The organism is Thermoleptolyngbya sp. M55_K2018_002, assembly GCF_015295965.1.
In the GTDB taxonomy this organism is placed as follows: Bacteria; Cyanobacteriota; Cyanobacteriia; order Elainellales; family Elainellaceae; genus Thermoleptolyngbya; species Thermoleptolyngbya sichuanensis.
In genome coordinates, this window is record NZ_DVEA01000133.1 from 1 (window position 1) to 21,386 (window position 21,386).

General features: G+C 55.3%; 13 protein-coding genes. 11 read left to right on the forward strand and 2 right to left on the reverse strand.

The genetic code is table 11. The annotated features are described in order from the left end of the window. Both IGS51_RS06360 and IGS51_RS06365 read right to left on the reverse strand, forming a co-directional pair. Positions 1 to 257 (reverse strand): hypothetical protein (locus IGS51_RS06360; protein ID WP_297077270.1); only part of this gene is annotated, 257 nt, incomplete at its 3' end. Then, a complete protein-coding gene (locus IGS51_RS06365; RefSeq protein WP_297077272.1) occupies positions 254 to 1,564 on the reverse strand; it encodes a cell wall metabolism sensor histidine kinase WalK in 1,311 nt (436 codons plus the stop codon). The genes IGS51_RS06360 and IGS51_RS06365, both read right to left, overlap by 4 nt. Positions 1,565 to 1,843: 279 nt before the next feature. On the opposite strand from IGS51_RS06365, the gene IGS51_RS06370 reads away from it, so the two are divergent. The 11 genes from IGS51_RS06370 to IGS51_RS06420 all read left to right on the forward strand — a co-directional run bounded on the left by IGS51_RS06370 (position 1,844) and on the right by IGS51_RS06420 (position 21,333). Beyond that, on the forward strand, positions 1,844 to 2,158 hold the full coding sequence (locus IGS51_RS06370) for an RNA-binding protein (protein ID WP_068511627.1): 315 nt from the start codon (positions 1,844 to 1,846) through the stop codon (positions 2,156 to 2,158). Positions 2,159 to 2,943: 785 nt separating this feature from the next. Then, entirely contained in the window at positions 2,944 to 5,223 is a 2,280-nt protein-coding gene (locus IGS51_RS06375; RefSeq protein WP_297077273.1) for a tetratricopeptide repeat protein, read from the forward strand. Between the two features lie 116 nt (positions 5,224 to 5,339). Continuing rightward, positions 5,340 to 7,730: a cellulose biosynthesis cyclic di-GMP-binding regulatory protein BcsB gene (locus IGS51_RS06380; RefSeq protein WP_297077275.1), complete on the forward strand. Its 2,391-nt coding sequence runs from the start codon at positions 5,340 to 5,342 to the stop codon at positions 7,728 to 7,730. A 20-nt stretch (positions 7,731 to 7,750) separates the two neighbouring features. Beyond that, positions 7,751 to 10,327 (forward strand): UDP-forming cellulose synthase catalytic subunit, encoded by a 2,577-nt coding sequence (gene bcsA, locus IGS51_RS06385; protein WP_297077277.1) that lies wholly within the window; start codon positions 7,751 to 7,753, stop codon positions 10,325 to 10,327. 515 nt (positions 10,328 to 10,842) lie between these two features. Beyond that, the gene (locus IGS51_RS06390; RefSeq protein WP_297077279.1) at positions 10,843 to 11,898 is read left to right on the forward strand and encodes a response regulator; all 1,056 of its coding nucleotides are present in this window, start codon (positions 10,843 to 10,845) and stop codon (positions 11,896 to 11,898) included. Positions 11,899 to 11,992: 94 nt separating this feature from the next. Continuing rightward, positions 11,993 to 12,379, forward strand: coding sequence for a response regulator (locus tag IGS51_RS06395; RefSeq protein ID WP_172357595.1), 387 nt, complete (start codon positions 11,993 to 11,995; stop codon positions 12,377 to 12,379). Beyond that, positions 12,376 to 12,885: a chemotaxis protein CheW gene (locus tag IGS51_RS06400; protein WP_297077283.1), complete on the forward strand. Its 510-nt coding sequence runs from the start codon at positions 12,376 to 12,378 to the stop codon at positions 12,883 to 12,885. The genes IGS51_RS06395 and IGS51_RS06400 overlap by 4 nt, the downstream gene beginning before the upstream one ends. 89 nt (positions 12,886 to 12,974) lie before the next feature. Next, the gene (locus tag IGS51_RS06405) at positions 12,975 to 16,466 is read left to right on the forward strand and encodes a GAF domain-containing protein (RefSeq protein WP_297077284.1); all 3,492 of its coding nucleotides are present in this window, start codon (positions 12,975 to 12,977) and stop codon (positions 16,464 to 16,466) included. A gap of 67 nt (positions 16,467 to 16,533) precedes the next feature. After that, positions 16,534 to 19,971, forward strand: coding sequence for a hybrid sensor histidine kinase/response regulator (locus IGS51_RS06410; protein ID WP_297077286.1), 3,438 nt, complete (start codon positions 16,534 to 16,536; stop codon positions 19,969 to 19,971). Then, on the forward strand, positions 19,934 to 20,515 hold the full coding sequence (locus IGS51_RS06415; protein ID WP_297077288.1) for a chemotaxis protein CheW: 582 nt from the start codon (positions 19,934 to 19,936) through the stop codon (positions 20,513 to 20,515). Before IGS51_RS06410 ends, IGS51_RS06415 begins: the two co-directional genes overlap by 38 nt. A gap of 173 nt (positions 20,516 to 20,688) precedes the next feature. Continuing rightward, positions 20,689 to 21,333: a DUF4203 domain-containing protein gene (locus tag IGS51_RS06420; RefSeq protein ID WP_205370767.1), complete on the forward strand. Its 645-nt coding sequence runs from the start codon at positions 20,689 to 20,691 to the stop codon at positions 21,331 to 21,333. Positions 21,334 to 21,386: the final 53 nt, after the last annotated feature.

Consider the following 21,386-nt stretch of genomic DNA (forward strand, 5'->3'; position numbering starts at 1 on the left):
CGATTCGCCCCCCAATTGCAGAGGCTCGGTTCTTCGAGATCTGGGTCAAGCCGCACACTCCCAGCCGCTTTCGGGTCAGCCGCAAAGGTTGAGTAGCGACAGACTTGGGTCAGTGTGCGATGTCCCAACAGGTATCCGGGGGGCGATCGCCCAAAGGTATCGGTGCTGGGAAATGAGGGCGATCGCCCAAAGGTACGGGTGCTGAGAGGGACGGGTGATCCGATCTTCTCATTCGCAACACGCCAACCCCTGCTCACCCCGCAGGCAGCGTCACCGTAAATACTGTCCCCTTGCTCAGTTCGCTGTCTACCTGGATCTGTCCGTGGTGGTTTTCAGTAATCACCTTGGCGATCGCCAGTCCGAGGCCGGAGCCACCGCTGGCCTTGCTGCGGCTATCAGAGGTGCGGGCAGGGTCCACTCGATAGAAGCGATCAAACAGGTACGGCAGTGATTCCGCAGGAATGCCTCTCCCAGTGTCACGAACTTGAACCTGAACATGCGCTGGATTGTGCTTATTTCGACTCACCGAAACGGTCACTTTGCCGTTCGCAGGCGTGTACTGAATCGCGTTGCCGATTAGGTTCGTAAACAGGCGAATGAGCTGATCGCGATCGCCCTGTATCTGCACGGCATCAGGCAATTGCTGAAGCTCCGGAGTGATTTCCAAATTCAGCGATACGGGCTTATCGGCGGCGATGCTCTCCTGTTCCTCTAGCACCTCTTCTAGCAGCACAGGCAGGGCGATCGCCTCTCGTCGGGCCAGTTTTTTACCGCTGTCTTGCCGCGCCAGAAACAACAGATCATCCACCAGCCGCCCCAGTCGCCGCGTCAGCCGCTCGATCACTTTAAGCTGCTGCTGCTGCATCGCAGGATCGGGTTCCGCATCGGCCAGCGCCACCTGCACGTTGGTCTGGATCACGGCGATGGGGTTTCGCAATTCGTGCGAGGCATCGGCAGTGAACTGCTTCAGCCGTTGATAAGACTCGCGCACCGGGGCCATCGCCAACTCCGACAGCAGCCAGCCGATGCCTGCCACCGTGCCCACCAGCAGCGCCGTTCCCAGCGCCAGATCGCGGATGAGCTGTCGCGTGGGCTTCGTGACTTCAAACCAAGGATGGCTGACGCGCAGATAGCCCAGCAGTTGACCGCCCGCCTCGATGCGCTGCGTCACCTGTCGCAGCAGCAAATCTTCCGTTACATGAACCGTTTCGCCGTTGCTGTTGGGATGCAGCGGAATCTCTAGCGTAGAGGAAAACGTAGACCAGAGCAGCTTTCCCGCAGGGTCGAACCATTCCAGGTCGATGTGGTCGTCTTCTACCGAGTCGGAGTCGTCGCGAAAGCTGGCCTCGATGTTGACCCGTGGCGGCAGCCCTCGGGCCGGGTTGGCGGGTTCAATCACGAGCGATCGCCCCACCACCTCCACCACATGGCTCAACGTGTCGTCGATCCGCTCGATCAGGGTCGTCCGCACATAGAGATATACGCCGCTGGCAAACACAACCAGCAGCACGGCTGTAACAGCGGTATACCACAGAGCAAGGCGGCGGCGAGTAGCCTGAAACATGAGGGGTTTGGGGAGAAGGAGCGGGGATTCGTGACAGCGGGCTTTCATCGCCGCTTCCGCCCCGCGCACGTGTTAGACTGACGGTTGAGGCTTTAGTTTCGGTTGACGAGTTTGTTTACAAGTTTATCGGTTTAATTTCATCTGAGTTCATCTGATTAAGCGCATCGGATTTAAATATTCGATAGAGCAAATCTGATCGAGCGAACCGGATCAATTTGTTGGCGGGCGCTGCTCTGAATCTCCAGCCTTTGCAATTGCTTTAACTGTCGGAGTTACTCCATGTCGATTTACGTTGGTAACCTTTCCTACAAGGTTACGCAGGAAGAGGTGCAAACCGTCTTCTCGGATTATGGTACGGTTACGCGGGTTCAGCTTCCGGTAGACCGGGAAACAGGTCGGATTCGTGGGTTCGGCTTTGTGGAAATGTCGTCGGAAAGTGAGGAGCAAGCGGCGATCGAGGCGCTGGATGGCGCGACCTGGATGGGGCGCGATCTGAAGGTGAACAAAGCCCGTCCCCGCGAAGAAAAGCGCCCGGCCAATAGCTGGGGCGGCAATGGCGGCGGCGAATATAGCCGGGGCGATCGCCGCTTCTAAGCAAGCCTGTACCCAAGATTTGTAAAACTTCTGTAATGAGCGAGGTCTGAGCAGTCAGCGCCTCGCTTTTTCATGATCTGTTGATTTTTTATGATCTTATGATCTGTTTGTGCATCATCTTGGATATTCCCAAAGACGCTCGCGATCCTTTGGATCTCTTCTCTGCCGGGAATTTACGCAATCTTTATGCGGATCTTAGAAATTCCCGCCGTACAAAGTAGGAGAGGCGTGGGTTACGAAATAAGTAGATGTAAGTAGATGTAAGTAGATCACTCAGCTATATTGCTGAGCTTCAGGGTTGTGATTAAGACTCAGGGTGGGATTCGGGCACATTCTCAGGGTTTTTATCAAGGGGTTTTCGCTGATTGGTTTTTCGCCAATGAAGGATGAATCTACGGCAGATTGGCCGATGCCACATGGCTAGATCAGGAACGAGTCGGGAACTTGAATGATGGGGTGGATTGGGAGTGCGATCGCATTCCAGGTTGTGTGCGAATTCTTGTCAAACTTGCATTATCTCTGCATTACTTTGCCTCGCAGCCAAGCGTGTCAGGCAGATGCATGAGAGGATGCATGATTTGATGTGCAAGGCTTGATTTTGAGATGCTGATTCGATAGGAATCGAATGCATTTGGTGGGTGCAGCCCTATCTGATGAATCATTCGCGCAAACCTTCGCGTACATCTTCGCATAAACCTTCGCATAAACCTTCGCGTACACCACTCTCACCGATTCAAAAATCCTGACTGAAAGAGCCTGACACCTTTCCAGGAGGCATATTTCAGATGAAGAGAATTGGAAGATGGCTGGGCATTGTGGGGCTGGCCGTCAGTCTTTGCGGCGCGATCGCCCTGCCCGGAACTACGCAAACATCCCGTCCAGCGGCGGTGCGAAATGGCTATGCGCTGCTGGAGCGCGGCTGGGTGAACGATGCGATCGCCGCATTTCAGCAAGCGCTGCGGCAATTGCCCAACTCGCTGGATGCCAGACTAGGACTGGCGATCGCCTATCAGCGGGCGGGCCGCGATGCCGATGCCTGGAATGCTTATCAGCAAGTATTGGCGCAAGATGCAACGAACCGAACTGCCCTCAGCGCCATTGGCCTGCTGGGTGGCTATCGACCCGAATGGCAGGCGGGCGGCATCGACGCGCTGAGCAGATTGCTGGAACTCTCCCCCAACGACACCGATGCCCGCACCCAACGTGCCCTGCTCCTAGGCTATCAGGGCCGCTATGCCGAAGCCTTTGCGGATTATGACCGCTTGCTGGCCAGCAATCCCCGGCCGGCGGCGCTGCTGGGTGCGGCGCAGGTCTACGCCTACAGCGGTGACTATGCCCGGTCGCAACCCCTATTCGCTCGCTATCGCACCACGGGACAGGCGATTCCTGATGGAGCGCTGACGGCCTATGCCCGCACGCTGGCGGAACTGGGCGATCCGGCGCAGGCAATTCAGCTTTTAGAAACCACGCTCCGGCGGCCGCGAGTTCCTGACTGGCTCATCCCGGATGCCCGCAGCACGCTGGCGATCGCCTACCAGCTTGATCAGCAACTTCCCAAAGCGCTGCAAACCTTGGAGCCACTGCGCCAGCAGGCTAATGCCACGTTGCCCCTGGCCCGCGCCCTCAGCACCCTTGGCCGCCGCGAACGCGACCCGCAACTGCTCCAGCAGGCAGCAGAGTTGTACCGACAGGCCCTCCGCACTATCGCCGAGCCGTCTCTGGGCGTGCGGCTTGAGGCAGCGGACGTGCTGAGCGAGTCGGTCACGGGACGGGCGGAAGCGTTGCGGATTTATCAGCAGTTGAGCGAGCAATATCCGGGCGATCGCAGCTTGCAAGTTCGGCGGCTGGTGCTGGAGCAGCAGCTTGGGCAAATCGGCATGGCAGCGCTGCAAACGCAATTACAGGACGCGCTGCAACCCCTGCCCGACGCGATGTTCGAGCGGCAATCTGTGGCGATCGCCCTCACCCAGGTTGACCCGCCGCCCGCTCCCCTGCTGCCCATCTACGAGAGCCTGCTGCAATCTGGGGTAGACGTGCCGTTTTTGCACTTCCGCATCGCTCAAATCCACCTCCAGCAGCGCAACTGGGACGACGCACGGCGATCGCTGCTGGCCTATCAAAACACCCGACTGGGACAGAGCGACGTTGGTGCAGACCTGCTGCTGGCCGACCTAGAGCGGCAGACTGGAAACCTGGAAGCCAGCGCCCGCCGCTACGAAAGCATCCTGGCTCAACCCGTGCCAAGCACTGTGAAACTGGATGCCCTGCTGGGCCTGAGCAGCATCCGCCGCCAGCAGGGGAACCTGGCATCCGTCAGCCGCTTTTATGACGACATCCGCCGCCGCGAACCAGACCAGCCCCGCGCCCAGATTGCCCAACTGAGTCACCAGTATGAATTGGGCGAACTCTCTGATGCCGCCGCTGAGCAAGCCCTGGCGCAGTGGCTGGCGGGCCACTCGCCCCAGCCTGCCTATCCCGAACTCTATGCCCTGGTTGGCGCGTTGCCTGCCACCGAGCAGCGAGAATCGCTCTATCTTAGCCTGCTGGAAACGTCTCCTAATGACTTACCCATTGAGCGCCGACTGCTGCAAGTCATTGCCCAGCGCGACCCAGAAGCAGCGCGATCGCGCTTGTCCGAGATCCTGGCTCGACAAGATGACCCGATTGCTGGCTATTTTATCCAGGGCGAACTGGCGCAAACGCTGGGCGATTTGGCCTTGGCGAGTGAGGCCTATGAGCGCATCCTGGCAGCACAGCCCAACGAGGTCGGTGCGCTCTCTGCCCTAGCAGGCGTGCGGTTCCAGCAACGACAATACGCCGCCGCCCAGCGGCTTTATCAGCAAGTCCTGACTCTGCGCCCAGATGACCTGGAAACCCAGCGCGTCATGGCAGAACTGTACCTCGCCCAGGATCAGATCCAGCGCGGTATTCGACAACTGCGCCAGGTGCGGACAGCCCAGGACGCTCAGGGGGTAATTAATCCGACCGTGGGCGATCGCCTCCAGCAAGTCGAACATAACCTGTTGCGCCGCCGGGGTTATCAGCCCTTCTGGGAACGGTATTGATTCTGGATTGGGGATTTTGGGTCTTGGATTACTGCCCACTTCCAAAATCCAAAATCCAAAATCCCTCCCTCTTCCTTCCACCACTTCCTTGCATTCCAACATCCTCCAGGCTTTCCATGAAGCGTCACACTTCTCGTCCATTTGTCTCCTTCTTCGGGCTGTTTTCTCGTTCCAATCTGCGTTCACAAAAGCGAGTCGCTGGTTTCCTTTCGCTGCTGCTATTTGGGATGCTGCTGGCAAACAGTGGGGCGATCGCCCAGACCGAACTTCCCGACTTTCGCCAAAACGCCATCCCGCCGGAAACCAAGCCCGACACCCGACCCGCCACCGGCACCCCCAACCAAGCGACGCTACCAGCGACCGTGCAACTGAAGCCGCTGTCGCCGGGGCAATATGTCCTGGAATTTAACCGTAGCCCGGTGGTGGGAACGCGGCTGCAACTGCGGGGAATCTACGACGAGTCGCGGCTGCGGTTTACCCGTCCGCGCAGTTGGGAAACCAAGTCGGTCAAGGTGTCGCTGCGGTTTCGCCATTCGCCTGCGCTCTATGCCACCCGGTCAAACCTGACGGTATTGGTCAACGGCGCTAGCGTGGGCAGCGTGCCGCTCAACAAGCCCCAGGGCGAAATCGGCAATGCCATCTACGATGTGCCCATCAGCCTGCTGCAAGACTATAACGAAGTGGTGATTGCGGCGCTGCAAAACAACTCCCCCACCTGCACCCAAGATCCCTATGATCCCTCCCTGTGGACAGAGATCTTGCCGGATTCCAAAATCGTATTTGACCTTGCGCCTAAGCCAGTGACGCTGGATTTTAGCCGCTATCCGTTTCCGCTGTTTGATGAACTTAGCCTCAGCCCCAATGAGTTGGCATATCTGCTGCCCAGCGCCGTAGATGAAGCCTGGTTGACGGCTGCCAGCCGCTTTCAGAGCAGCCTGGGACGACTGGCACAGTTTCGCCCGATTGACACGCGGCTGGTGAAACAGGTCAACGAACTCAGCCCCGGCGAGCGCCTGGTGGTGATTGGCACAACTCAGACCCAGCCAATCCTGAAGTCGCTGAAGCTGCCGCTAAAACGTCAGGGCGATCGCTGGCTAGATGAAACCCAGAAGCCGATTGCCGATGATGTGGGCGTGCTGATGTTGACCCCTTCGCCGGATGCAAAGAGCCTGGTGCTGGTGGCCACCGGCAACACGCCCGCCGCCGCCAGCAAAGCCGTGCAATTTTTGCTGCAAAGCCGCGATCGCCAGATTGGCACCGGCAGCGTGATTTTGGTGAAAGACCTTGCCGACGTGCCCACGCCAGACCCCCGCGACTGGCCGGGCTATCTACCCGTTGACAATTCCTTCCAACTCAAGGACTTGCTGACCCAGGCAAACGAGCCATTCCAGGACATCACTACTCGCGGTTCCGACGCACCGCCCATCGAAATCGACTTTCGCGCCCTGCCCGATGATCGGTTTTTGGTCGGCAATGTGTTGAATCTGCGCTATAGCTACGGGCCGCAGCTCAACCCGCTGACCTCACTGTTGGAAGTGCAGTTGGATGGCTTGCCGCTGGCAGGGCGCAAGCTGGATGCGGTGGATGGTGTGCGAAACGGCACCTTCCGGGTGGATTTGCCTGAGGATAAGATCAAACCCAATTCCAAACTTCAAATCCGCTTTCGGCTAGACCCCCGCGAACGTCGCTCCTGCAACCGAGCCATCGATCAGCAGCTTTGGGGCACGGTTCATGCAGACACTAGCTTTGATCTGAAGCGAGAAAACATGGCCCGCTTGCCCGACCTGAAACTGCTGCAAGTTGGCTATCCCTTTGCCGCACCCCAGGATTTGTCACAGACGGCGATCGCCCTCCCCCAAAACCCCAACCCCGCAGAGTTACTGCTGCTGTTGGAGGTAAGCGAGCGACTGGGGCGACTGAGTAAGGCTGAATCGATCAAGCTGAATGTATATCGGGCGGATCAACTGCCCGCCGAGGTGCGAAAAACTCATCATCTCATTGCCCTCGGCGAGCGATCGCGCTTCCCGCTGCCCGATGCGCTTCAATCCAGCGGCTTTAACCTGGAAACCCTGTTTGAACGCAGGCGAGATGGCGCAGCGATTCGCACCCTGCCGGATGTGGAAGGCGTTGCCAAACAGGTAGTGTCGCCCTGGAATGGCGATCGCGTGTTTCTGGCGCTGACAGGGCAATCCAGCACCGGAATGCAGCAGCTACAAGCCTTATTTGAACAGGATGCACTATTTTATCAACTGCGAGAAGACACAGTGTTGATCAGCGCCAATGATGCAGCGGTGCAAGCCAATAGCCCAGATGCCTACACGCTGGAATTCCTGCAACAGGCCCGACAGCGCACCACCCTGAGTGAAGCAAACTGGCGCGATCGCCTGATGCAGCGGGTAGGGGGCTACTGGCTGCTGCTGATTCCGGGCACGATTCTGATCGCGCTGCTGATGTATGGCGTGGGTCAGGCCTGGCTGAATCGGTATCCGTCTCAAGAAAAGCAGTAGAAAAGCAGTAGGAGGTATCTATGGTTCGTGCGATCGCCCCTGCTGCAACGCCAGCGTCGGAACAGGCGAGAGATCCGCTTGCCAAACGGATCTTACTTCGTCTGGTGAATGACATTCCGCGTTTTTTTGAAACGGCCTTTCGCCGCCATCGCTACGTGTTTTTGGTGCTGCTCAGCGCTCTGCTGTGGCTGGCCACACCTATGATTACGGCCCGTCCTGGCATTTGGCAGCAGGGCGTTTTTGGACTGTCGCTGGTGTTTTTGGGCAACTGGCTGGTGCGCCTGGAGGAGCAGCAAGAAGATTCTGCGCTCAGCGAACGGCTGCATCTGGTCTTGGTTGCCCTCAGCGGACTGACCACCCTCCGCTATTTCTACTACCGCACGTTCTATACCCTCTCGCTGAATGGCTGGCTGAATGCGGCCTTTAGCGTGCTGCTCTATGCCGCAGAGATGTACGCCATTCTGACGCTGTTTCTGGCCTATTTTCAGACGCTCCGCATCCGTCAGCGCCAGCCGATTGACTTATCCACTGTGCCCCAGGCGCAGTGGCCCAGTGTCGATGTCTACATTCCGACCTACAACGAAGACGTAGAAATTGTGCGAAAAACGACGATCGCCGCCCTCGCCATCGACTATCCCGCCGACAAAAAGTGCGTGTACGTTCTAGACGACGGCCGCAAGTATCCCGAACGCCGCGCCGAGCTACAGGCCATGTGCGACGAGGTGGGCGCAATCATGCTGGTGCGCGATAACAACGACCACGCCAAAGCGGGCAACATCAACACGGCGCTGGAGAAAACCCACGGCGATTTGGTGCTGATTTTGGACTGCGACCATATTCCCGCCCGCTGCTTTCTCAAAGAAACAGTGGGCTTTTTCCTCAAGCCCAAAGTCGCACTCGTGCAAACGCCGCACTGGTTCTACAATCCCGACCCCTTCGAGCGCAATTTGTTGACTCGTGGACAAATTCCCGTGGGCAACGAGCTATTTTACAAAGTGCTGCAAAAGGGGAATGACCACTGGAACGCGGCGTTCTTTTGCGGTTCCGCTGCGGTTGTGCGGCGCGAGTATATTCTGGAGATTGGCGGCATCGCCACCGAAACCGTCACCGAGGATTGTCACACGGCGCTGCGGCTACATTCGCTCGGCTACCAGTCTGTCTATTACGACAAGATCATGGTAGCGGGATTGGCTCCCGAAAAATTTTCGTCCTACGTGGGTCAGCAGGTGCGCTGGGCGAGGGGCATGGCGCAAATCCTGCGGCTCGAAAATCCCCTGTTTAACCGCAAGCTGAAGCTCACGCTGGCCCAGCGATTGTGCTATTTCAGCGCTACGTCACACTTCTTCTTTGGCTTTCCGCGACTGATGTATGTGGTTGCGCCGATGATTTACCTGCTGCTGGGGATTTCGTCGGTGCGCGGGCTGGGTCTAGAGACGATGGCTTACGCGCTGCCGCACATTCTTTTGTCCATGCAAACCAACCACATTCCCTACAAGCACGTCCGATTCTCTTTCTGGAACGAAGTGTATGAATTTGCTATGTCGTTTCAGGCGGGCATTGTGACGCTGCTGGCGTTGATCAATCCAAAGCTGGGATCGTTCAACGTGACGGACAAGGGACTGACGGTGACTGAGCGCAACTTTGATTTTGAGAGTGTGCGCTATCTGGTGTATCTGAGTGCGATCGCCGCTGCTTCGCTATTGGCCATTCCCTTCTGGTTAGTTATCAGCCCGCAGGACATGCAGGCTGTGCTGATCAATGCAATTTGGAATGTGTTTAACCTGTTTTTGCTGCTAGCGGCCTGCCTGGTGGCGTTTGAACAGCCTCAGTTGCGAGATGCTCATCGCTTGCCCCGACGAATTGCGGCTATCATCCACAGCGGCGATCAGCAGTGGGCCGCAACCACGCAGAATGTCAGCGAATCGGGTGCGCTGCTGCTGCTGGATGAATGGCCGAACGTCCCAGACGAAATCCGCGTAGAACTGATTGGAGACTATGGCGCACGAGTGCTGCTGGATGCCAAAATCATTCGCGCCAAGGCGACAAGCAGCTTGCAGGTTCAGGTTGCGGTGCAGTTCATCCACCTCAGCCGCACTCAAACCGATGATTTGGTTCTCGTGCTTTACTCGGACGTAAAAGAGTGGTACTCCCAAAAGCGTGAGCAGCGAGACAATCCGATAGATTCCTTTAAGTTCATCGCTGCCAGCATTGGGCGCGTCTTTCGCGAGTTTCGACCCGAATCCAGCGTTGCTGTGCGAAAGCAGGTACAGGCTGCGTCCTATCTGTTTTGGGAAGGCTGGGGCGACATATCGTATCCGGCGACGCTAACCGAGATGGGGATGCGAGATCTGCGGCTGGAGATAGAAGCAATGGATCTAGAGACTATTGAAGCATTGCAGATCAGCCAACCGCTGCTGAGCCTGCTGGTGTTGCGCCAGCCGGATGATCCAGAACCGCAAAGCCTGGTTGTACGAGTTATGCGGGTGGAGGTGCTAGATGGGCTGAGCGATCGCGCCATTTTGGAACTCAGCTTTCCACCCGAACTCGATCGCCAGCAAAAAGATAAGATCCGCCGCCTGCTGCGATCGCTCAATTAATCTTTTGGCTCATCCCCACTATGTCTTTTTATTTGCCGTTTCATCTTTATTCAAGATTTGCAAAATTCGCTCATTGGTTTGCTAGTCTAGTGACATGCATCAGCCAAATTGCTGAAATGATTCAGCCCTTAAGAGAGCCTGCTTGAATCATCTACCACTCTTCTACCAGTTTCGACCCCTTGCATCTCCCTCTAGGTTGATCAGACTTTGATCAGATATTGATCAGCCATTCAAGCCTCCCTTGAACCCGCGCACTTAGTTCAATTTGCATTTCAATTTGCAGGTTCAAGCACGTAAGGCTAAAACTGCGTTTTTCTCCAGCAGCCCAGAGATTTGGGCACTGAGACAAACGCATAGCACTAATCCAGTAGAGAGATTGGGCGATCGCCCTTATTACCTCTGCGGGTTATGCTGCATCATCCAGAATACTGAACCAGTCAGATTCAGCACTTGAATCATTTGCGGAACCCCTCATGAAGGCTGTCAACAGTTGAAGTAAGGTCAAGTAGCGACTCATGAATACCACCTCAATTGCAGGCTATCGATTTCCTCAAAAGTTATATCCACTCAATCTTTTGGCCCAGCTTAAAAGTCGTAAAACGACTGGCTGCTTGCGCGTCACTGATGGTTCCGCAACCTGGTTCATCTATCTTGAAGAGGGTGACTTAGTATATGCGTCTAGCTCGATTGATCCGTTTGGACGGCTGGATCGTTATCTCAGTAAAATAAGCCGCCACCTACCTAGCTTGGTCAGCGCGGTGCGTGTCCAACTGCGGCTGCTCTTTGAAAGCCGTCCTATCTATCAATCAGAGTTCGTGCCAGATTATCAGGCCATCTGCTGGCTGGTCGATCAAAATCACCTGATGGGTGAACATATTTTTAATTTGATTGACAGCTTGGCAAAGGAAGTGATTGAGGGATTTTTGCTAGTTCATGCGGGCAGCTATGAACTGCTTGAGAGAGAGCGGTTTTTGGAGTGGCGGACTTTCTGCAAGATCGATCTGCGGAATTTGGTGGAATATTGCCAGCAGCATGTTGCACATCAAAAGCCGCAAATGGCGATCGCCCACTCACCAGCTTCCAAAACAATTCCCATTGAACGAGGGCGATCGCAGCCAGTCATACCTCACAAAGATACGCCTGAGAAAATAGCACCTACAGAACATGGCTCAACCATAGAGGTCAATCCGCCCAAGCTTTCCAAAGACCACTACACCGTCGTCTGTATTGACGATAGTCCAACAATTTTGCGGTCGATTGAGGCATTTCTAGACGACACTATTTTTTCGGTGGTGGTGATTAGCGATCCGGTAAAAGCGCTCATGCAAATTGTGCGTACCAAGCCTGATTTGATTTTGCTAGATGTAACAATGCCCAACTTAGACGGCTATGAGTTATGTTCTCTTTTGCGCCGCCATCCGAGTTTCAAGAATGTTCCTGTGGTGATGGTAACTAGCAACACGGGTTTGATTGATCGTGCCAAGGCAAAACTGGTCGGCGCATCGGGCTATCTCACCAAGCCATTCAATCAATCCGATTTGCTAAAAGTCGTCTTCAAGCACTTGAGCTAGGGCAAGGTCGCAATTAATCAAGAGCAGCATGGCATCTCTTGCAATGGCTGCTCGGATACCATGTGTAATTTTTATCTATAGAGGCAACTAATCCATGACTCTCACCTTGACGAAGACAATCCTGGTTGTTGAAGATACTCCTTCTGAAATGGAGTTGATGAGCCATTATCTTCGCGAAAGCGGCTGCACAGTGATTAATGCGGTCACAGCTAAAGAAGCGATGGAAAAAGCCATTCAGCACCGTCCAGATGTGATTGTCACTGATGTTGTCATGCCGGGAATGAGCGGCTTTGAATTGTGTCGCAGCCTAAAAAAGCAGCCAGAGACATCTAAGGTGCCAATCGTTATTTGCACGTCCAAGAACCAAGAAATTGATCGGCTCTGGGGCATGAAACAAGGGGCGGATGCGTATTTAACTAAGCCCTACACCCGCGAACAGTTGCTGCGAGCAGTGATGAGCGTTGTTGGAGTTGGGCTATGAGTGCGGCTCTAGTTCCCAATCCGTCGTCTTCCCTGGCTCCAGTATCTTATGTGGGGCGATCGCACACTCACATTCGATTTAACCTAACTCATCAAACGCCTGCGGTGTTGCCGTTGTCTTGCGTACAGGAAGCCATCACAGTGCCGACTCAGCGCATCACCCCGATGCCGAATATGCATCCCTGCCTATCTGGCTTGATGAATCGTCGGAGTCAGGTGATTTGGGTTATCGATTTGGCACAAATGTTGGAATTGTCAGCTAGTTTCTATCACTCGCAGCAATTCAACTTGATTTTGGTGCAAACGGAGGCAACGCCCCTCATGTTTCGAGTTCAGGAAGTTAGTGGCATTCTGAATATCCATTCTGATCTGATTCAACCTGCACCAGCCAATATTTCTAGTAGTATTACGCCCTACCTAGACGGATGTGTTTCCCTAGATTCTGAGCTGCTGCTGGTGTTGAATGCAGAGGCGATCGCTCGCTCATCCCTCTTGCGATCTTCTTGAGGCTCCCTTATTCCATCCATCCTTGCTATTCCATCCATCCTTGCCGCCCAATTCCATTCTTTAACCTCTCTTGCGCTAGGTTTTGAACTATGACCACCGAATTTCGCCCAGCTCCCAAAAAGACGGACTCTACTGCGCTTTCACCAGCCCATTCATTTTCTCAAAACGGCTATGAGGAAGGAGTGTCCTCGCCCCCCGACTTTGATGATCAAATGATTTATCGGGGTATCAACTATGGAAAAAATCAAAAAGAACAGATTAAGGTGACTCGGCCGAGTCCCTATCCCTGGGCTCAGTGGTTTTATAACCTGAGCGTTGGCCGCAAACAAATTTTGGGATTGGCAACGTCCGAAGCAATCTCGGTTATTGGCTTAGTTGGAATTGGCGCGTTGCTGATTGTGACATCCGGCCGCAATCAGTTGCGGAACCAAGCCAAATCTGAGCTGGCGGTGATCGAAATTGCATACGATATCAAAGTCAACCAAATGGCCTTTGGGTTTCGAGGGCAGGCCGACAACCGAGCGATTATTTCCGCAGCAGCCACTCACGCCGCAGGTGGCCGCCTTTCGCCAGAGGCCGAAGCCGAGGTGAAAACAATTTTGCAAAACGAGGTCAAAGCTCGCGAGATTGAATACGCAACGCTCGTGGGTAAGGATTTGCGGATTATCGCTAGTGCCAATGCAAAACGGACTGGGCAACGATTCGATCCCAATGGATTGGTGGGTACGGTGCTGAAAAACCCAAGGCAGATCAGAGCGACAGCAATTGTGTCCTGGGACGAGTTAAAAAACGAAGCGCCACCATTGCCTGAGGGCGTTGGGGGGAAAGATGCGCTAATTCGCTACACAGTGACCCCGGTTTTTGCACCCAGCACGGAAGAGGTGATTGGGGTGCTGGTATCAGGGGATATTGTCAATGGCAAGCTGCCGATTGCGAAAAAGCCGTTGTCTGCATTTGAAAACGGGTATGGTGCAGTTTATCAGGTGCAGCCCGATGGCAGCATAGCGCTGGCAGCTGCGCTAGCAGCGGGAGATAACCCTGATATTAATCAAGCAATTCCAGATGTTGCCCTAGAAGATCCGCAAGTGCTGCGCGATGCGATCGCCGCTCGCGGTCAGGTGGTAACCCGGCGCGGGCTAGTTGGCTCAATGACCCATACGCTGGCTGCTAAGGCAATTCCCAACTTTAACGGTGAGCCAACGGCCGTACTGGTGCGGGGGAGTTCTGAAACCGCACTGAATCAACTGATTTTCGAGAGCTTGAAACTGCAATTTTTGATTGCGCTGGTGGCGATCGCCGCCGATTTAGTGTTAGCCAAGCTACTAGGGATGTCTATCCTGCGTCCAGCGCGGCAACTGCAATCCACCGCCCAGCGCTTTATTCAGGGCGATCGCCAGGCTCGCGCCGAGATTTACGGCACTGACGAACTCGGAGAAGTGGCTCAAGTCTTTAATAAACTGGCAGACAGCGTCGAGCAAACCGAAGCAGTCTTGCGGATGCAAAGTGAGCGCGAAAAGCAGTCTACCGAACGCGCCATGACGCTAGCAGAAGTCACCAGCCGAATTCGCCAATCTCTTGACGAAAGGACAATCCTGACAACCTCCGTAGAGGGCGTGCGGGAAGTGCTGAAGGTCGATCGGGTGCTGATCTATCGCTTTGCTCCCGACCTAAAAAGTGGCGAAATCACTGCTGAGGCCGTCGGGCGTGGATGGAAGCGAGCTATGGGGCAAATCATTGAGGACCCCCTCAGCCCCGAAGCCATTGAGCGCTACTACACGGGTCGAGTCAGCTTTATGACCAATCGCGAAACCGCCGAATTGACCCACTGCCACTGCGAAATTCTGAAACGCCTAGAGGTGCAAGCCAACATGGCGGCCCCCATTTTGGCGGGTGATGAGTTGGTGGGGCTGCTCTGTGCCCATCAATGCTCTAGCCCACGGCAGTGGGAAGTGGCCGAAGTTGATCTGCTGCAACAGATTGCCGTGCAGATTGGTTATGCCCTGAGTCAGGCAAGGCTCTTGCAAAAACAGCAAGCAGCCGCCGAGAAGGAACGCCAGCTCGCCGAGGTTGTGGCACGGATGCGGGAAAGCTTTGAGGAGCCGCGGATTCTGCGAGTGGCGGTGACCGAGGCCCGGCGATCGCTCAACTGCCAGCGGGTTGCGGTCTATGCCTTCGACGAAAACTGGCAAGGCACCTTCATTGCCGAATCGGTCGAATCGGGCTATCCGGCCGCCCTGTCTAACAAGATTTATGACCCCTGCTTTGCCGAGAAATATGTAGAGCAATATCGCCAGGGGCGTGTACAAGCGGTTGCCGACATTACCCAAGCCGGACTCACCGAATGCCATCTCGAACAGCTCAAACCCTACCAGGTTCGGGCCAACCTCGTTGCGCCTATCCTGATTGGCGAAGATCTGATGGGCTTGCTGATTGCCCACCAGTGCGATGCGCCCCGCGTCTGGAATCAGCTTGAAATCAACTTCTTCCGCCAAGTCGCAACCCAGCTTGGCTATGCGATCGAGCAAGCTCGCCTGTTTAACCAAGCCAATATGCTCTCTGAAGAACGCCGTCGGCAGCAAGAAACGCTCCAACGTCAGCTGATGTCTTTGCTAGACGACGTGGAAGGGGCTGCTTCGGGCGACCTCACGGTTCGGGCGGACGTGACGGCTGGGGAAATTGGCACGGTTGCCGACTTTTTCAACTCCATTATTGAGAGCTTGCGCCAGATTGTGACCCAGGTGAAGCGTTCCGCCAACCGAGTGAATGAGTCTCTCGGACAAAACGAGAGCGCCATTGCCGCGCTAGCAAATGCAGCCCTCAAGCAGGCCGAGGAAACCACGCGCATTATGGACTCGGTGGAAGTCATGACGCACTCCGTTCAGCAAGTCTCTCAACAGGCGCAGCAGGCGGCTACGGTGGCCCATACAGCCTCCGCCACCGCCGAGGTCAGCGGCAGTGCGATGGACTTGACGGTGCAAAACATTCTCAATCTGCGGGAAATCATCGGAGAAACGTCCAAGAAAGTGAAGCGTTTGGGTGAATCGTCGCAGCAAATTTCCAAGGCCGTGTCGCTGATTAACCAAATTGCCATGCAAACGAACTTGCTGGCGATTAACGCTGGGATTGAGGCGGCTCGCGCGGGCGAAGAAGGCCAGGGGTTTGCAGTGGTGGCAGAAGAGGTGGGCGAACTGGCGGCTCGGTCTGCGGATGCGACAAAGGAAATTGAGCGCATTGTAGAAAACATCCAGCAGGAAACGGTCGAGGTGGTCGAAGCGATGGAGCAAAGCACCAGCAAGGTGGTCGAGGGCACCCACTATGTGGAAGATGCGAAGCGAAACTTGATGCAAATTCTGGATCTGTCGCGTCAAATTGACGAACTGGTGCAGTCGATTTCGCAGGCAACCGTGTCTCAGGTGGAAACGTCTGCGGCTGTGTCGATGCTGATGCAGGAAGTGGCTCAGGTGTCGGAGTTGACCTCTGATTCGTCGCGCAAGATCTCTGGGGCGCTGGCAGAAACAGTCGAAGTTGCCCGCGAACTGCAAGCCTCGGTCGGTGCCTTTAAGACAGGGGAACAGGTTTAGTTTGCAGAGTTTTGGTTTGTTTTCCTGGGTTTGCGATACCGCTTGTCGCCTTTCATAGAGAGTCATTATGGTCTACGACAAGGAACTTGAAATCCAACTGCAATTCTTGGAGGAAGCTCAAGAATATTTGAGGACGTTAGAATCTCGACTGCTCGGGCTGGCCCAAGCGATTGATGCAGACAAGATCAACGAGGCACTGCGGGCTGCTCACTCTATTAAGGGGGGAGCGGGTCTAATGGGCTTTCAAAGCTTGAGTGATTTGGCGCATCGCCTAGAAGATGGGCTGAAGGTGTTGAAGGTGCAGCGCCAATCGTTGGAAGTAGATGGCAGTCTGGAACAGCTTTTGTTGGAGTGTGTGGATGGGTTGGGGAGGGTGATTGCCTGCGATCGCCAAAGTCTGTCTACAGAGGGCGATCGCCCCCGTCCAACCATTGCCCCGGCTTGGCTGTTGGAACAGATTGAACCCGCCTATCAGCAACTTCACGAGCGGCTAGGCACGCCCCAGGATGAAGATGCCTACTCGCTCCTATCTCCTGAAGACGGACAGGATATCATTCCCCTGCTGTTTGAAACCGAAGTCGAGGGCTGTTTGCAGCGGCTAGAATCGGCAATTCATGAACAGTCTCCCCGCCTAAAAGAAGAAGTCGAAATTTTGGCCCAGGAGCTAGAGGGCTTGGGGGAGATGCTCCAGATCGAGAGCTTTTCCCAACTGTGTCAGTCCATTGGTGTCCAAACGGCTCAGACAGAAGCGACCAATGCAACTGCCATTTCTACCTTGGCGCAGACGGCGTTGCAGGCTTGGCGGCGGGCGCAGGCGCTCGTTTTGACTGGCAACCTGGCAGCCATTCCTACGGCGATACAGCTTGAAACCTCCGGAGCTGGGTCTTTTGCACCTTCCTGGAGCGCTGAAATGGCGGGAGCGTCGGCATTTGCAACGTCCTCTGATGAGGAAATCACACTTCCTCTCGAAACGATTGCTGCCCAGGTAGCAGACCATTCTGGGGTGCAAGAGGAAGTTGCGGCGGCAGATCATGCGGTTGCAGACTATGTCGATCTGGAATACGCAGGGGTGGACTACGGAGCGCCTGCAACAGAGCTGGCAACGACCGAAATCTCTGGTATCTCTGAAGGGTTGGATGGGGAAGAGATTGCCGATTTCACGCTTTCGGCTTCCTTATCTGAGCCGTCGGCACAGCCTCCTTTGTTAGAGGATCAGGTAGAGGATCAGGTCGGTGCTGATGTTGCGGGTCGCTCCCTGTCGGGCGATCGCCCCGTTGATCGCCCCGTTGATCGCCCCGTTGATCGCCCCGTTGACCGCCCCATCGTAGCCCCGGCTCCGCAAAGCCGCTGGAGCAGCAACGCACCCGCCACTGAGACGACCCAAGAGAATACGGTGCGGGTGTCGGTGCAGCAGTTGAACCAACTGAGTGACTTGTTTGGTGAGCTGACGATTGACCGCAACGCGCTCAACCTCTACCTCAAACGTCTTCGGAATTTGACGCGGCTGCTAAACAACCGGGTGCAAACGCTAGAACAGGCTAGCTCCGAACTGCGAACGACCTATGATCGATTGGCGACTGATGTTGGGCGATCGCCCCTCTCCTCCGCCCTCAACCTGCTCCCAAGCAGTGAGGCGCGTGCTGCCCAGTCGGGCGATCGCCCCCAAATAGCCCAGCTCCACAACAGCCCCTCAGACGGCAGCACCGAGCCATCTCCAGCCCCAGCCACCGATCTGTTCCAGCAGATCCCATCCTCAGCTATTCCTCCTGGGTCTGAGCATCGTCCAGGGAGTGGGTTTGGCGCTGGGTTGGGCAATGGGTTTGATGCGCTGGAGCTAGATCGATATGAAGATGTTCACTCGCTCTCGCAGGACATTCTAGAAACCATCGTCCAGGTTCAAGAAGTTACCACAGACATCGATCTGACCCTTGAGGAAGTCGAGCAGGCATCTCGCACCCTAGACAAAACAGCAAACCAACTCCAGTCTCGACTGACTCAAATCCGGATGCGGCCGCTGTCTGACTTGGTTGACCGCTTCCCTCGCGCTCTGCGGGAACTGTGCTTGCAATATGGCAAGAAGGTGCGTCTTCAGGTCAATGGCGCTGGCACACTGATTGATCGCAACATCCTGGAAGCGCTCAATGATCCACTGATGCATTTGCTGCGAAATGCTTTCGATCATGGCATCGAAGATCCGCAAACCCGGCTGGCTCAGGGTAAACCAGAAGAAGGCGTGATTAAAATTCAAGCCTTTCATCGGGGCAATCGCACATTTATCACCATCCAAGACGATGGACGAGGTATCCCGATTGAAAAAATCCGCGCCAAGGCGATCGCCATGGGGCTAGACCCTAGCTTGTTGGGGGTGGCCAGCGAAGAGGAACTCGTCTCCCTCATTTTTGAACCCGGTTTCAGTACCAAGGAACAGGTTACGTCGCTATCGGGTCGCGGCGTAGGCATGGATGTGGTGCGTGATCATCTCAAGCAAATTCGCGGCGATATTAAAGTAGAAACCAAAGCAGGGCAAGGCACAACGTTTACACTCTCAGTGCCGTTCACGATGTCTGTTGTGCGTGTGCTAATCGCCGAAAGCAACGACATGCTGATTGGCTTTCCGAGCGACGTGATTGGCGAAATGCTGAAGCTTGAGCCAGAGCATATTGTTCGGGTGGGCGACAGCGAAATGCTGAACGTGCAAGGCAACTTGATTCCGCTGGTGGTTCTATCACGCTGGCTCCGATTTCCTGGGCCGCGTCATCCCTATCGCCTAGAAACACCCCCTAGCATTAGCGAACCAGTCGTGCTGCTGGTGGAACACAACAGTCAAATCTTTGGCATCCAAATCGAGTCTTGTTGGGGCGAACAGGAAACTGCGGTGCGCCGTATCCATAGCACCATTCCGCTTCCTGCTGGCTTTAGCAACTGCACCATTCTGGGTGATGGGCGCGTTGTGCCGCTTGTCAATGTCCCAGAATTGCTGCACTGGATTGCCAGCACCGAGGCAGCCGGCCCAGTGGTGCCCAGGTCTTCCCAACTGGGCGATCGCCAGCTCAGCCTCATGAATGCCGATCGCCGATTGCTAGGTCGCGCTGTCCCAGTGGAGCAGCAGCCCGCCGTTCTGGTGGTAGACGATTCGATCAACGTCCGCCGATTTTTGGCGCTTACCCTGGAGAAAGCGGGCTATCAGGTTGAGCAAGCAAAAGACGGACAGGAAGCGGTCGAAAAGCTGCGGGCTGGGCTTCAGGTGAACGCGGTCGTGTGCGATATCGAAATGCCGCGTTTAGACGGCTACGGCTTTTTGGCGAAAGTGAAATCTGACCCGCAGTTTGAGCATTTGCCCGTCACCATGCTGACCTCACGCACTAGCGCCAAACATCGCCAACTGGCGCTAAGCCTGGGGGCGATCGCCTATTTCTCAAAACCCTACAACGAGCAAACTCTCCTGTCCACCCTGGCACAACACATTCATGACCCTTCTGAACTCTCTGCGAGCGCTGCGCTCTAAACCCGTCGAGATCACTCGTCAACTGCTGGTTTTTCCACTCCGGCAGGAACTGTTCGCTTTGCCATTAGCAATCGTGCATCGGGTCATCGAAATTGATCGTCTCTATGCCCAGCAAGAAGGAATGGGGACGGCGATCGCCCGCGATCATGACCAAAATATTCCCGTCTTAAACCTCCAGCAGCGCATCTTTGCGAACACACCAACATCCACTCAATGCTTAGAACCCAGAACGCAGATTGACCCACAAGAGGTCACAAAATATTCCACGCTTGGGCAAACCTTCAGTAACGCCGTTACGACCCAATACCTAATTCTGGTCTATAGCCTGCAAGGGGATGTCATTGGGCTGCAAATTGATGGCCCACCTGCTCTCAAGCGCTTCACAGAATCCGCTTTTAAGCCATTGTCTGTGCTTTACCAGCAAGAAGGCGGAATTCGCTGCGTCAGCGGACTGATCCTGCCAACGGACGACAGCCCGCCCATTTTTTTGCTCAACTTGGCGCAGGTTTTGCAGCCGCCGTCGGCCCTGCTGGGCGCAGGATAGGTGGAGGGCAGAACAGGATCAAATCTGCATTTCTGCAACAAGTCCGCAATAATTATTGATTCTTGTGGATTAAGCCCCTTCTACGGGCAGTTCGGTTTGCTGGATAACAGCGCCCTGCGCTCCTTTCTAGATAGGTTTGGATAGGTTTTTAAGATACGCTTTTTTAGATACCTATGCTAAGACCTATCTTGCTGGCGCTGTTTTCAGCAGTTTTCGGCGTACTCCTCTGCTTTGGGGGCTACCGCTTTTTCATGGTGATGCTGCCCGTCTGGTCGTTTTTTGCGGGGCTGTGGCTGGGCGCAAAGGCCGTGTTTTTGCTGCTGGGTGGCGGCTTTTTGGCTACCACAACGGGGCTAACGGTCGGGCTGGTGCTGGGAATTTTGCTGGCAATTTTTTGCTGGCAGTTCTATGAGGTGGGCGTGGCGCTGATGGGCGGAGCTACGGGTGCGCTGTTTGGATCAAGCATCATGGCTATTCTTGGCTTTCAGCAGGGGACGTTGCCCGCGCTGGTGGCCCTCGGATCGGGGCTGGTGCTGGGGGTCTTGACCTACGTGCGAAACTGGCAGAAGTATATTGTCATGCTGCTGTCGGCTCAGGGCGGAGCAAATGCGCTGGTGCTGTCGCTGCTGCTGCTGAATGGGCGCGTCTCGATTGAGGATTTGAAGAACGCAGGCAACACGCTGCTGCCCATTTTTCGGGATTCGTGGTTTTGGCTGCTGCTGTGGAGCGGACTGGCGATCGCCGGATTTCTCTACCAACTGCGGCGCTATCGCAGCGTGGAGTTTGCCAAGCAAGAGTTTGTCCGCTTTTGGATGTAGGAGGCTAGTGCTAGGGTGTGTTTTAGAGCCTTTCGATCCCCCCTAGCCCCCCT